The 13,912-nt window shown below is 42.3% G+C and carries 14 protein-coding genes; 5 read left to right on the top strand and 9 right to left on the bottom strand.

Translation table 11 applies throughout. The features are described 5' to 3' along the window. Positions 1-13: 13 nt before the first annotated feature. The 5 genes from AC23P2_RS18490 to AC23P2_RS18470 all read right to left on the bottom strand — a co-directional run bounded on the left by AC23P2_RS18490 (position 14) and on the right by AC23P2_RS18470 (position 4,695). The gene (locus AC23P2_RS18490; RefSeq protein WP_487774570.1) at positions 14-559 is read right to left on the bottom strand and encodes a DUF6702 family protein; all 546 of its coding nucleotides are present in this window, start codon (positions 557-559) and stop codon (positions 14-16) included. Between the two features lies 1 nt (position 560). Then, positions 561-1,868: an RIP metalloprotease RseP gene (gene rseP / locus AC23P2_RS18485; protein WP_487774569.1), complete on the bottom strand. Its 1,308-nt coding sequence runs from the start codon at positions 1,866-1,868 to the stop codon at positions 561-563. A 40-nt stretch (positions 1,869-1,908) separates the two neighbouring features. Next, positions 1,909-2,499, bottom strand: coding sequence for a Uma2 family endonuclease (locus AC23P2_RS18480; protein ID WP_487774568.1), 591 nt, complete (start codon positions 2,497-2,499; stop codon positions 1,909-1,911). 5 nt (positions 2,500-2,504) lie between these two features. After that, entirely contained in the window at positions 2,505-3,668 is a 1,164-nt protein-coding gene (locus tag AC23P2_RS18475; RefSeq protein WP_487774567.1) for a 1-deoxy-D-xylulose-5-phosphate reductoisomerase, read from the bottom strand. Positions 3,669-3,777: 109 nt separating this feature from the next. Continuing rightward, positions 3,778-4,695 carry a helix-turn-helix domain-containing protein gene (locus tag AC23P2_RS18470; protein ID WP_487774566.1) on the bottom strand — a complete coding sequence of 306 codons (918 nt, stop codon included), beginning with the start codon at positions 4,693-4,695 and terminating at the stop codon, positions 3,778-3,780. Between the two features lie 199 nt (positions 4,696-4,894). On the opposite strand from AC23P2_RS18470, the gene AC23P2_RS18465 reads away from it, so the two are divergent. Next, positions 4,895-5,437 carry a carboxymuconolactone decarboxylase family protein gene (locus AC23P2_RS18465; RefSeq protein ID WP_487774565.1) on the top strand — a complete coding sequence of 181 codons (543 nt, stop codon included), beginning with the start codon at positions 4,895-4,897 and terminating at the stop codon, positions 5,435-5,437. Between the two features lie 31 nt (positions 5,438-5,468). On the opposite strand, the gene AC23P2_RS18460 is transcribed toward AC23P2_RS18465, so the two are convergent. Beyond that, a complete protein-coding gene (locus tag AC23P2_RS18460) occupies positions 5,469-6,311 on the bottom strand; it encodes a helix-turn-helix domain-containing protein (RefSeq protein ID WP_487774564.1) in 843 nt (280 codons plus the stop codon). A 115-nt stretch (positions 6,312-6,426) separates the two neighbouring features. Next, complete coding sequence (locus AC23P2_RS18455; protein ID WP_487774563.1) at positions 6,427-7,317, bottom strand: oxidoreductase; 891 nt, start codon at positions 7,315-7,317, stop codon at positions 6,427-6,429. Positions 7,318-7,560: 243 nt separating this feature from the next. Between AC23P2_RS18455 and AC23P2_RS18450 the strand changes: the two genes are divergently transcribed. Together AC23P2_RS18450 and AC23P2_RS18445 are read left to right on the top strand one after the other, a co-directional pair. Further along, complete coding sequence (locus AC23P2_RS18450; RefSeq protein WP_487774562.1) at positions 7,561-8,385, top strand: oxidoreductase; 825 nt, start codon at positions 7,561-7,563, stop codon at positions 8,383-8,385. A 44-nt stretch (positions 8,386-8,429) separates the two neighbouring features. Beyond that, the gene (locus AC23P2_RS18445) at positions 8,430-9,296 is read left to right on the top strand and encodes an alpha/beta fold hydrolase (protein ID WP_487774561.1); all 867 of its coding nucleotides are present in this window, start codon (positions 8,430-8,432) and stop codon (positions 9,294-9,296) included. Between the two features lie 44 nt (positions 9,297-9,340). Here the strand turns inward: AC23P2_RS18445 and AC23P2_RS18440 are convergent, their stop codons facing one another. Continuing rightward, a complete protein-coding gene (locus AC23P2_RS18440; RefSeq protein WP_487774560.1) occupies positions 9,341-9,661 on the bottom strand; it encodes a winged helix-turn-helix transcriptional regulator in 321 nt (106 codons plus the stop codon). Positions 9,662-9,771: 110 nt separating this feature from the next. On the opposite strand from AC23P2_RS18440, the gene AC23P2_RS18435 reads away from it, so the two are divergent. Both AC23P2_RS18435 and AC23P2_RS18430 read left to right on the top strand, forming a co-directional pair. Next, on the top strand, positions 9,772-10,575 hold the full coding sequence (locus AC23P2_RS18435; RefSeq protein WP_487774559.1) for an enoyl-CoA hydratase/isomerase family protein: 804 nt from the start codon (positions 9,772-9,774) through the stop codon (positions 10,573-10,575). A 192-nt stretch (positions 10,576-10,767) separates the two neighbouring features. Further along, entirely contained in the window at positions 10,768-11,973 is a 1,206-nt protein-coding gene (locus AC23P2_RS18430) for an enolase C-terminal domain-like protein (protein WP_487774558.1), read from the top strand. A gap of 45 nt (positions 11,974-12,018) precedes the next feature. Here AC23P2_RS18430 and glmS read toward each other — a convergent pair whose 3' ends face one another. Further along, the gene (glmS, locus tag AC23P2_RS18425) at positions 12,019-13,857 is read right to left on the bottom strand and encodes a glutamine--fructose-6-phosphate transaminase (isomerizing) (protein WP_487774557.1); all 1,839 of its coding nucleotides are present in this window, start codon (positions 13,855-13,857) and stop codon (positions 12,019-12,021) included. Positions 13,858-13,912: the final 55 nt, after the last annotated feature.

The raw sequence follows: 13,912 nt of genomic DNA, 5'->3' as shown, positions 1-13,912 counted from the left end.
CCTTTGTTGAATATTACAATCCGAGGGGCAGAACTTTATCCTCATTTTTAAAGATATACGACTTCTTCTGGCCTTGGTAGTTGAAGTTAACGAGATTCACTTGGTCGTCAAAGAAATCAAGCATGATGCTGTTTTGCAACGAAAAACCCGTAATAGCCTCAGGACAAGGAACTTCCACATAAATCCAAGTAGCGTCCGCCTCTTGTTCTTTTCCGATGTACGAATACGGTTTTTTTTGTTTAGTGGTAGTCACAATCGCAAAATGTTTCCGAATGTATTTTTCGACATAGGGGTCATTTTTATCATTGTTGAGTACCGAAAACTTTTGCCCGCCATTTTCTTTGGACAGCACGCTCTCCAAATCGTCGGTAAATACCCGAATACTCACCTCAAACGATTTTTCTTTGGCGTTATAGTCCATTCGGGTAATGCTGGTATGGAAATCGTGCTTTGAAAAACCGAAAGCGCTAAGGCACAAAAGGAGAATTAAACAAAGACGCAAAGGCGCAAAGAACGTTTCCGCCTTCGCACCTTTGCGTGGATTAGTTACTAAACTCATACTAACGGAAGAGTTTAAAAATATCGTTTCCAAAGGCGAACACCATCAACCCAAGGAGAATTACCATTCCCACTTTTTGGGCGGCTTCCAAGAACTTATCCGACGGCTTGTGGCCTGTTACCATTTCGTAAATCAACAAAACCGAGTGGCCACCATCAAGGGCTGGAATCGGCAGAATGTTCATAAATGCCAATACCATCGACAACAAGCCCGTGAGGAACCAAAAACGTCCCCAATCCCAAATTCCACCGAACATTTGGGCGATACCAATCGGTCCACTCAATGCCTTAGAGGCAGATACTTCACCACGGAAAATTTTGCCAAAACCACGAATATTGTCAGTCACTACGCTAAATGCCTTTTGAGTTCCAATCGCTATTGACTCCCCGAAAGAATAATCAATGTGCGTGGTTGTAAGACCTAACTCTGGATAAAAACCTATTTTACCGTCTTCGGGTACATCCACGTTAAGGGTTACGATTTTTCCTTTACGGTCGATTTCCAACACTGCCTTTTTGTTTTTTAGATTGGACAATGCGTCTCTGATTTCGTGGTAAAACTGAATAGGCTGGTTATTTACCTTGACAATTTTATCACCTGCTAATAATCCTGATTTAGACGCAGGCATCCCAGGCGTCACTTCTCTAATTGAGAAAGGATAAATGGGATCAATAAACTCACCCGCATTTTTCTTGTCCGAAATCTTCTCGATGAAATTATTCGGTACATAAATATCCAATTTTTCGCCATTACGCTCTACCGTATAGTAGCTGTTTGACTCCAAAAACACTTTACGCACTTCGGCAAAATCGTCAAACGGTTTTCCATTGATGGCCACGATTTGGTCTCCCGTACGCAACCCAATTTCTTGGCCAAGTTTGTGAGCCACAATCCCGTATTTCACATCTTTGGTCGCGATGTAGTCATATCCTTCTGAATAAGTAATGGCCACAAAAATGATAATACCCGTAATCACATTGACGATGATTCCACCCAGCATCACAATCAAACGCTGCCAAGCGGGTTTGGCGCGAAATTCCCAAGGCTCGGGTTCTGCCGTCAAATTTTTGGTATCCAACGACTCATCGACCATTCCCGATATTTTCACAAAACCGCCTAGTGGCACTGCTCCAAAACCATATTCCGTCTCACCGCGTTGAATCGACCATATTTTGGGCGGAAACCCAATGAAATACTTTTCTACTCGCATTCCGAACATCTTGGCTGTGATAAGATGCCCCCATTCGTGTAATCCTACTAAAATCGACAGTCCTAAAATCAACTGTCCCACCATTACTAAAATTTCCATTCTTTGAGTTTATGTGTGCTTGCACACGTTTAGTTAGTCATTAATCAATATCTTGAAAAACCGTTGTTAGGTCGATCTCTAATCCTTCTAAGACCTTTCCCCCGTCGATAACACCAAACGGTTGTTTTTCGGGATTGTTATTTTGAGGGCTAAAAATCATGTATGTTTTCTCGTTGGGGTCAATCAACCAACCCAATTGGCAACCATTGGCGACCCACTCCTTCATTTTATCAACATGCTCCGACCAAGTATCTGATTCTGAAATTACTTCTACCACAAAATCAGGGCAAATAGGGGCAAATTTTTTTCGTAAAGCCGAAGGAATTTGTTCCCATCGCTCGCGGCGTATCCAAGCGACGTCAGGCGACTTGATGGATTTGTCAGGCAGGGTAAAACCCGTTGATGAAGGAAATACAAAACCTTGGTTCGTACCTCTATTCCAAAGTTTGATTTCAACAAAAATTTCGCCATCGTTGTGGCCTCCAACGCTTCCAGTAGGTGACATAAAAATGATTCTTCCGTATTTGTCCCGCTCAAAGTGCATTCCATTGCGACGATTTGCCTCGCAAAAAGCGAAGAACTCGTCGTCGTTCATGGTATCCATGGTGGGTATGTTCAGTACTTGGGACATGGTCGCTATTTTGACAGTAAACTTTCGGCTACACGGCGTGTTTCGGTGTCGGTTTCGATATAATCGTCGAGGGTTGGTTGTTGAATAAACGCTACGGTGTTCATACAAGTTTCGATAAGGTCTGACATTTGCAGAAAACCTACTTTATCTTGTAAAAACGCCGCTACTGCCACTTCATTGGCTGCATTCACAATGCAGGCCATGTTTCCACCACGTTCGAGGGCATCGAAAGCGAATTGCAAATTACGAAAAGTTTTTAAGTCGGGTTGCTCAAATGTGAGAGACGGATACTGAGCAAAGTTGAAGCGAGGAAAATCGGCCTTCAAGCGGTGCGGGTAGGTGAGGGCAAACTGAATCGGGAGGCGCATATCAGGTAATCCCATTTGGGCTTTGATGCTTCCATCTTCAAATTGCACCATTGAATGGATAATACTTTGGGGATGCACTACCACCTCGATTTGCGATGCATCTAGTCCAAAAAGCCATTTTGCTTCAATGACTTCCAAGCCTTTGTTCATCAACGAAGCCGAATCAATGGTAATTTTAGCCCCCATGCTCCAGTTGGGGTGTTTCAGGGCTTGCGCTTTGGTTACGTGTAAAAGCTCATCGCGGGTTTTGCCTCGAAATGGCCCACCCGAAGCGGTGAGCAATATTTTTTCGATGGGATTATGAAACTCACCCACAATACACTGAAATATGGCCGAGTGCTCCGAATCGACAGGATAAATATTAACGCCTTTTTCGCGGGCCAGAGCCGTTACCAGCTCACCTGCCACTACCAAAGTTTCTTTGTTGGCTAAGGCAATTTGTTTACCTGCCTCAATGGCTTTTACCGTCGGAATCAGTCCCGAATAGCCCACCATAGAGGTCAAAACCGTGTCGATGGAGTCCATTTGAACCACATCGGCAATCGCCTTCGCTCCTGCATATACCTGAATCCCGAGGGGGTCGAGGGCGTCAAAGACCTTGTCGTACAACGACTCATTGGCAATGACAACCACATTGGGATGAAACGTTGCGGCTTGCTCAATCAGCAGTTCAGCGTTGTTTTGAGCGGTAAGGATTTCGACCGTAAACGACTCTGGATGAGCCGCTATCACGTCGAGTGCTTGGGTTCCAATCGAACCCGTTGAGCCAAGAATGGCTATGTGTTTTTGGGGAAACTTCATGCAATGGACAACTATTCATGGGCAAAATTACACATTCTTTTGGCTTTTAGGACAAAGCTGCTTCAGCCTTCGTAAACAGCAAAAGGCGTCGTTCGTTGTACTTTACCATTTAACCATGTATTGTTATATTTTTTTCTTTGTACTGTACAGGGGTGACCCCGACGACTTTTTTAAATAACCGGGTGAAATAAGATGGACTTTCAAAGCCTAATTGATAGGCTATTTCCGAAACATTATCGCCTGTGCCTAATAGCTGGTTTTTGGCTTCTGTAACAAGGTATAAATGTACGTGGTCTAAAGCCGCTTTGCCCGTTTCTTGTTTTAACACATCGCTCAAGTAACGGGTTGAGAGCGACAATTCACCTGCTAAGTAATGGACAGTGGGCAAACCTTGTGTTTTTTGAAAGCCTTGCTCAAAATAGTGAGTCAATACATGTTGGAACTTCTTTACGGTAGTGCTCGATATATTACTACTACGGTCGATAAACTGTCTTTTATAAAATCTATCCGAGTATTTCAACATCGCATCAATGTGCGAAAGAATGATTTCTTGGCTAAACTCATCCTGATTTTGGTCGTATTCTATTCTGATTTTATCATAAAGCTCCCACATGATCTTTTCTTCGGTAGGCGAAATATGCAAGGCTTCATTGATTTCGTATTCAAAATAGCCATACTTTTTGATCTGGCTGTGCAGGTTATGGCCTGTTAAGTAATCCTCATGCACAAACATGACAAAGCCTTTTTCGGCAAATTGTACATTACTTACTTCGATAATCTGCCGTGGTTTCATAAAAACCATCGAGCCATTCTCGTAGTCGTACTTGGTTTTTCCGTACAAGACATAGCCTGATTTTATTTTTTTCAAGGCAATCATGTAGAAATCTCCTGTAAATCTTGATTGCCCTAGAGAATAGCTCATGAGCTCTTTACAAGTCATCAAGCTGATTAAAGGGTTGGCAGGAAGCGGATAGCCACTTTTTTGGTGTAACTCTGCAATGCTTTTATAATGTACTATTTTGTCCATTGTCTGTTGGAATCAGTAAATCAACACCACAAGGTACTAAATTATCGTTAAGCACGGCTTTTTAAGCCATTCTTTCACCTTCGTATTTCTGTGCTATTCTTCCGCTGAAATGGGTTAGTCGTTCGCCAAGGGGCTGAAGTACCTTTGTCACATCAAAATAAACAAAAAACAAACGACATCATTTTTAAATTTTATCAACATGAAAACGATTCAAGTTCCTGCCACAGAGGCATTAAGTACCTTATCTCAATCAATTTTAGCACAGGTACAGAAAAAAATGGGTAAAGTACCCAATTTATATGCAACCATCGGGTATTCGGGTCAGGCTCTCAAAGGAATGCTTGATTTTGAAGCTACACTTTCTCAGGATTCCTCTTTTACGGGTAAAGAAAAAGAAGCCATCAATCTGATTGTGTCGCAAGTAAACAATTGTGATTACTGTTTAGCCGCACATACGATGTTGGCTCAGTTGAAAGGCTTTAGCAAAGAAGATACCCTTGCTATCAGAAAAGGTGCAGTAAGTGACTCAAAACTAAGTGCTATCATTTCTTTAGCCGCATCTATTGCCAATAACAAAGGAAGCGCCAGCGAAGAAGCTTTGGAGCAATTTTTTGAAGTAGGCTACGACGAAAAAGCCCTCATTGAGCTTATGGGATTGATTACTTTAAGAACATTTACTAATTACGTATATGCCAATACGAAAATTCCAGTGGATTTCCCTGCGATTGAATCAATTGCATAGTAATCCAATAGCCTTCACTCCTAAACTGTTATCAGTTCGGGGAGTGAAGGTTGTTGGATTGAATGGATACTATTTTAGTTGGTGCAACACCAAACGCATTTTTAAAGGCAAAAGAGAAATGGGATAAGTCTTCAAAGCCTAAATCGAGGTAAATGTCGGAGGCTATCTTGCCTTTTTCATGGATAAGATAGTAGGCTTCTTTAAGGCGTTTTTGTTGTAACCAATGTCTCGGAGAAACACCAAATATTTTCTCAAAATCTCTTTTAAAAGTCGCCAAACTTCTGCCTGTAAGATAGGCAAAACGTTCTAAGTGAACATTGAAATGATAGTTTTTATTCATGAATGACTCCAAATCAATTTTGTGTGGGTCATTAAAATCAAACAAAATGTCCTTTAAGGCTGGATTGGTTTGTAATAGTAGCAAAATCCCTTCATTTAGTTTTATATCAACCATTTGGGCATTTTCCAAAATACTACTTTGGCGATAGGTCAGTAAAGAATTGACATAGCTTTCGAGTAGCGAATTGGTTTGTAGGGTAAATATAAACTGCTCGTGTGGCTTTTGTTCAGAGAGTACTTCGTAGGCTAAACTAAAACTTTTTAAAGTTTCTTGTGTAAACAAAATACTTAGTGATTGGTACTCGCCATTAGCAGGAGGATGTTTGCTGAATTTTAGGAGTTGATTACGTCTGATAAAACGAAAAGTTCCTTCCCTCGATTCATATTGACTATTGCCGTCGCTGAGAATCGAAGTGCCTGTAATTTGATAATTTAATACATGGTCAGCCACAAATTGCTCACCTTCTCTGCTTTGTTTGTAGTAGCAAGAATAGGTAATATTCGCACGTTTTTTATTTTCGTTTTCAGCTTTCATATCAGGCTCAAATTAATTTATTTTCCAGTATCAATACAATTTTCATAAGCCTTGAGTTTACAATTAACGAGCGAATTGATTCGCTCGTTAATTGTAATACAGGAAATTATGCTTTTTAAATAATCCCTTTACTGCTCAAAAACTTTTTACCTTCTTCTGTTTCAAAGATATTTTCAGCTTCGTCGTGGTCGGTAGAGTTACTTACAGCAAGCCATTTTTCAAACTCTGCTTTTCGGTTTTCATCAGCACTTCTCAAAATAGCCGTTGCCTCGCTTCCCAATACCAAATGCACAGGAGGCTCTGGGTGTGATGCCAGTTCAAACATTACTTTAGCGGCTTTGGCTGGGTCTCCCACAGGTACATATTTTCCTGAGAAAATATAGGCTTTCATACCACCAACAGTATTTTCATACCCCTCTATATCTTCGGCAAAGCTCATAGATGCACCAGCCCAATCGGTACGAAATCCGCCCGGTTCAATAGACGTTACTTTAATGCCCAGAGGTGCTACCTCTTTGCTTAGTGCTTCGGTAAAACCCGCTAAACCAAATTTGGCTGCTTGATACATGGTCAATCCAGGGTTTCCGACACGCCCACCAATAGAACTAATTTGAAGGATGCGTCCAGAGCGTTGTTTACGCATAATGGGTAAAACAACACGAGTGATTTCGATAGGAGCGTATAAGTTTACTTCTAACTGGCTACGAACTTGTTCATCAGTAAATGCCTCGGCTGCACCCGTAATACCAAATCCTGCATTATTGACCAAAACGTCAATTCTACCAAAATGCGATACTGCTTCGGCAACAGCAGTATCAATCTGAGCCTTACTGCTTACATCCAGCGGAAGTGCCAATACTTGATTCGGGAATTGCACTACCAAATCATTTAATTGTGAAACATTTCTTGCGGTGGCAACCACGTTATCACCGTTTGTTAGTGCTTCTAAAGCAAGGCTTTTGCCTAAACCTTTTGAGCTACCTGTAATAAACCAAACCTTTGTCATTTTTCTTGAATTTTGTTTCTGCAAAGTTCTCTCTAAAATCACGGGACTTCTTTGTTAGAAAGCTCAATGTAACTTTGTTGAAAAGCTCAGGTGTCAAGTTTTTTGTAGCACAAATCAACGGTTCTACCACAAATCTCCCTCTTTCGTATTTCTGTGCTATTCTTCCGCTGAAATGGGTTAGTCGTTCGCCAAGGGGCTGAAGTACCTTTGTCACATCAAAAAAAACAAAACACGAACGACATCATGAGCAAGACAATTTTTATCACAGGAGCATCAAGAGGATTTGGAAAACTTTGGGCAGAAGCATTTTTGAAACGTGGCGACAAAGTAGCCGCAACAGCCCGTAACATCGCTGCTTTAGGCGACCTTGTAAGTACCTATGGCGATAATATTTTACCCGTACAATTAGATGTAAACAATCGTCAAGAAGTTATCAATGCTGTGAATCAAGTAGCTACCCATTTTGGAAGCATTGATATTTTAATTAACAATGCTGGTTATGGTCTTTTCGGAACGGTAGAAGAAACGACCGAGCAACAAGCCAGAGACCAAATGGAAACTAATTTCTTTGGACTTTTGTGGGTGACACAAGCAGTTTTGCCCATTATGCGTCAACAAAAAAGTGGGCATATTATTCAAGTATCAAGTTTTTTGGGACTTACTACTTTGCCTATGTTAGGTTTGTACAATGCTTCAAAATTTGCCGTAGAAGGACTTAGTGAAACCATTGCTTCGGAAGTAGCTCATTTAGGAATCAAATTTACACTCATTGAACCCAACGGTTTTGCCACAGAATGGGCAGGCGCTTCGGCTATTCAAACCACCGACAGCATTGCAGATTATGCACCAGTACGTGCAGCCTTTGCAGCTTCTGGTGAAAATCCAGCGACTTGGGGAAAACCAGAAGCTACTGTAGAAGCCATTTTGAAGGTAGTCAACAGCGAAAATCCACCACAAAGACTATTATTAGGAAAAATCGCATACCATGTTGTGAATCAAGTATATAAAAATCGCCTTGAAGAAATTGAAGCATGGAAAGAGGTAAGTATTGCCGCTCACGGACATTGATTCATTTTACCTGCCCAATCATTTAACAATTAAAAAATACTACCATGAAAAATGTACAAGAATTACTCGGCCAAAAATCGTTTGCATTAACCGCAGAAACGCAATTCGCCCTAATTGATGGTAAAAAAAGAGCCTACCGTCAGTTTGGTACTGGTGAACACCTTGTTTTAGTGAATCGATTCAGAGGTGTTTTAGACACTTGGGACCCACTTTTTTTAGACGGATTAGCCGCCCAAAATACGGTTACGATTTTCGACTATTCGGGTATTGGTCTTTCCGAAGGTGAACTTCCTTTAAATACCATTGACGTAGCCAAAGAAATTATTCAACTCCTTGATTATTTAAACATTAAACAGTTTAATGTATTGGGTTGGTCGTATGGAGGTTTGGTTACTCAAAGTCTTATGTTTCAGTATCCCGACCGAGTGTTAAAAACGGTTTTGGTAGGAACAAATCCTCCAGGAAACACTGAAATTCCGATTCAGCCTATCTTTTTTGAAAAAGCCTTGAAGCCTACCAACGATTTAGAGGACGAATATGTATTGTTCTTTGAACCATCTTCTGAAAAAAGCAAACAATTGGCCAAGGCTTCGCACGAACGTATTGCTCAACGTTTAGATCGCAGTCTTATTCCTGCCACTCAGGATATTCTGCAGCGATATTTTGCGGGTTCGATAGCTTTTAGAGAAGATAAGCTCAATTTGAGAGAGCGTTATAGAACCTTACAAACACCCGTCTTTGTAGTTTCGGGTGATAATGATATAAGTTTTGCCGTTGAAAACTGGTTTCCGTTATTGAAAAATGCGCCAACCATCCAGCATCTTATTTTGCACGAAACTGGGCATGGGCCACAACATCAGTATCCAACGTTGGTGAGTGCTTATATCAATTTATTCCTCCAGCAATCATGAACGTGACCGCTAGGCTAAACCCGAACAATTGGTACAAAATGTATCTACAATAGGTACTGATTTCCCCATTCTCGCATTTCGATAAGCACATTTTTCAGAGCTCTACCTTTATCCGTCAATGAGTACTCGACCCGTGGAGGAACTTCCGCATAGACTTTTCTAACGACAAGGCCATTGTCTTCTAATTGCTTAAGTTCTTTCACGAGCATACGAGTATTGATACCTTCGATACTTCTTTCCAGCTCTTTGAAACGCTTGGTTTCATAAATCAACGAGAAAATAATAGGTAGCGTCCACTTCCCGCCTATCACATCGGCTGTTCTTGTGATGGGACATTCAGAAAAGTTACATTTTTTTTTAGCCATAATAATCTGACGGTCAACATTGATTTACTTTTTGTTATTACTTCACAATAAAGTAACTACTTGCAAAAGTAAAGTAATGGATTTTGCTTTGCAATAAAAAACGTAACATCATGATTTTAAAGACGCAAAAAATAAGCGATAGTTATTGGAAAGTAATTATTGACAACCCGCCAATTAACTTGTTTGGCCCAGAAATGTCAGAAGAATTGATAGTATTGATAGACGAATTTGAAGCAGCCGAAAACCTAAAAGTGGTGGTATTTGAAAGTGCAAACCCTGACTTTTTCATTGCCCACTTAGATGTACTGAAAGCTACGGGCTTCCCGAAAGGTGTTGGAAAAACAGGGCTTTCAAAATCTTGGCCAGATGTTGCCAAACGTTTTGAACAGGCTCCATTTGTCAGTATTGCCTCTATCAGAGGACGTGCCAGAGGATTGGGTAGCGAATTTGCGCAGGCAATGGATATGCGATTTGCGAGCAAAGAAAAAGCGATTTTTGGTCAACCCGAAATTGGATTCAGTATCTTCCCTGGCGGTGGTGGTATGGAACGATTACATCTGCTTACAGGCAAAGCAAAAGCATTGGAAATTATTTTGAGTGGCAGTGATTTTGACGCTGAAACGGCCGCCGCTTATGGCTGGATAAACCGTGCGATTGCCGACGAAGAATTAGATGATTTTGTGGAAAACCTTGCCCAACGCATTGCCTCATTTGATAAGAAAGTAATTTCAGAAATTAAATCGATTATCAATAAAAGAGCGGTAAATCCTAAAAATGAACACATTATGGATACCCAAACTCGATTTTTTGAAGCCTTAGCCCAACCAGAAGCGGCCAACAGAATGAAAAATCTTTTTGCCAAAGGACTTCAACAAAACGGTGATGCGGAACTAAATCTCGGGAAGCATTTGTAGGGAACATCAAAATAATAGTAATCTAGCCCAGAGCGTGGATGTAACCAAAAGCTATTTCTTGTCCGAATTTCGGTAGAAATAGCAATCTAGGAGGTGTTATCTCGGCTCGGGACTAAAGTTTAGCATTAGAGTAGATTAACCAAAAGGGTGAATTTAGGTAGTACCTATTCACCCTTTTTTACATTTACTCCGATGGAACGCAGAAACTTTTTACGTACTAGCGCCACAGTGGCTATCGGTACTACATTGAGCGCTCAGGCCGCTGAATGGTTTCACCACGACTCACAAGCCAGCGATTTAGCCTCGCACAAAATTGCGGACATTGCCTATACCCAAGTACAGCTAAAATGGCCTCGTTTTGTAGGCAAAAACGCCCGACGCGATATTCACGGATACGGCCCCAAAGTGAATGTCTGTGTACTTACCACCGACCAAGGAGCCAAAGGTTGGGGAATGCACGGTCGTCGAAGCGAAGAAACCATTGCGTATTTAAAAGGGAAACGTGTTTCGGAGGTTTTTGAACCAAAATTGGGCGTTACCGACCCTCAAGCCTTACCTTTTGATGTGCCACTGCACGATTTGGCAGGGGTCATCCTCAACAAACCTGTGTATGAATTGATGGGACGCAAAAAGCCCATTACGACGAAGTGTTATAGCGGCATGATTTATTTTGATGAACTAGAACCCAAAGAGGGGCCAGTCACCACCTTGCCCAACGGACTCGACAACATCATCGCCAATTGCAATGCAGATTATAAATTGGGCTATCGGCAGTTCAAACTAAAAATTGGGCGCGGCAATATTTGGATGCCCAAACAAGAAGGGCTTCAACGCGACATCGAAGTGACGAAGCTTGTTCACAAAACATTTCCCGATTGTGATATTTTGGTCGATGCCAACGATGGTTACACGGCCGACATGGCCATCGCATATCTAAAAGGCATTGATGGGATTCCGCTGTTTTGGTTTGAAGAACCCTTTGCCGAAACCGTGGCAGATTACCGAAAGTTAAAAGACTGGTTGAAAGCCAGCAACGTTAAAACACTTTTGGCCGATGGCGAAGCCAATCCAAATCAGCAACTTCTGCGCGAACTTGAAGAACAAAAACTGATTGATGTTCACATCACCGACATCATGGGCTACGGCTTTACGCCTTGGCGCAAAATCATGCCTGAGCTTCAAAAATTGGGTATTTTAGCTTCACCTCATGCGTTTGGCGAACAGCTAAAGTCATTTTATACGGCTCACTTAACGGGGGCGTTAGGAAATACCGTCACCATTGAGGGAGTTCCGTGTACCTGCGAGGACGTTGATTTTAGCCTTTATAAAATTGTCAACAGCGAATTTATCCCTCCCAAAGCGCCAGGTTTTGGCATGAAATTGCTGAAGAGTGTATAACAGGTTAGGGCTTTCCTATGAGAGCCCTAACCAATTAATAGTTTTTTACTCCACCGTCACCGATTTAGCCAAGTTTCGAGGTTGGTCCACGTTGCGTCCGCGCATGACAGCGATGTAATACGACAGTAATTGCAACGGAATCGAGGACAAAAGTGGCATCAATATTTCGTGCGTTTTGGGGATTTCAATCACAAAATCCACCATGTTATGAATCAACGAATCTCCTTCGGTCACAATCGCAATGACGCGACCTTTCCGCGCTTTTACTTCCTGAATGTTCGACACCACTTTTTCGTACGAGCTGTCTTTGGTAGCAATAAATACCACAGGCATGTCTTCGTCGATGAGCGCAATCGGGCCGTGTTTCATTTCGGCTGCGGGGTAGCCTTCCGCATGGATGTACGAGATTTCTTTGAGTTTCAACGCTCCTTCCAGCGCCACAGGAAAGTTTAGGCCGCGTCCTAAATAAATAAAATTGCGGGCGTAGGTAAAGATAAAAGCTATCTCCTTGATTTTGTCGGCGGCCTTCAGCACTTGCTCTACCTTACGCGGAATGTTTTCCAGTTCAATCAACAACTGACGATACAGCCCCTCCGAAATTGTACCTCTTTTTTTGGCCACCGCAATCGCCATTTGCGTAAGTACCGTTACTTGGGCCGTAAATGCCTTGGTACTTGCCACCCCAATTTCAGGCCCTGCGTGGGTATAAGCCCCCGCATGGGTTTCGCGCGCAATCGACGAACCGACGACGTTGCACACCCCAAAAATAGTGGCTCCCTTGGATTTGGCCAACTGAATCGCCGCCAGCGTATCGGCCGTTTCTCCCGACTGTGAAATCGCAATGACAAAGTCTTTCTCGCGAATAATTGGGTTTCGGTACCGAAACTCCGACGCATATTCTACTTCTACGGGAATGCGGGCCAGTTCTTCAAAAATATATTCGGCCACCAGCCCCGCGTGCCACGATGTACCGCAGCCTACGATGATGATTCGCTTGGCGTCGGCCAATTTTCCCATGTACTCGCTCAAACCGCCCAGTTGTAAGCTACCTTCTTCGCTGTTTACGCGTCCGCGCATACTGTCCGCAATCGAACGCGGTTGCTCAAAAATTTCTTTCAACATAAAGTGGTCATAGCCGCCCTTTTCAATGGCTTCTAGTTCCATCTCAAGTTTCTGGACATAAGGCAGTTGTCGTTCGTTTTCGAGATTGACAATTTTTAGCTCATTATTGCGCACCAACGCAATTTGGTTATCGTCCAAGTACACGACGTCTTTGGTATATTCAATGATGGGCGTCGCGTCTGAGGCAAAGAAAAACTCGTCCTCTCCTACCCCAATCACCAAAGGACTACTTTTACGCGCAGCAATCAGTTGAGTGGGCTCGTCTTCCGTCATCACCACAATGGCATAAGCTCCTACCACTTCTTGCAAGGCCAAGCGTACGGCCTCTAGGAGCGTGCAATTTACTTCTGACTGAATATCTTCTATAAAATGAATCAGCACCTCCGAATCGGTTTCGGAGCGAAACTCGTGCCCTTTTTGCAGCAATTTTTGTTTAATGGTGGCGTAGTTTTCAATGATTCCGTTGTGGATAATCGCCAATTTTTTGTGGTTCGAATAATGCGGGTGCGCGTTTCGGTCGTTAGGTTCGCCGTGCGTGGCCCAGCGTGTATGCCCAATGCCAATGCAAGCCGTCGTATCTTTTGATTTTAACTCCTCTTCCAGCGCAACGACCTTGCCTTTCTTTTTATAAATATTCAAACCGTCTTTGTTCAAAAGCGCGATTCCTGCACTGTCGTACCCACGGTATTCCAGTCGTTTTAAGCCTTTAATAATGATGGGACAGGCTTCTTGATGTCCGACGTATGCTACGATTCCACACATACAGATTGATGTTTAAGGTGAGTTGAACTTTGGGAAAGTTTTTAAAAAAAATTAT

The sequence above is a fragment of the Runella sp. R0.1_18 genome (genome assembly GCF_057652155.1).
Note: the sequence above shows the minus strand (reverse complement) of the source record. Positions and strands in the feature narration are given on the sequence as shown.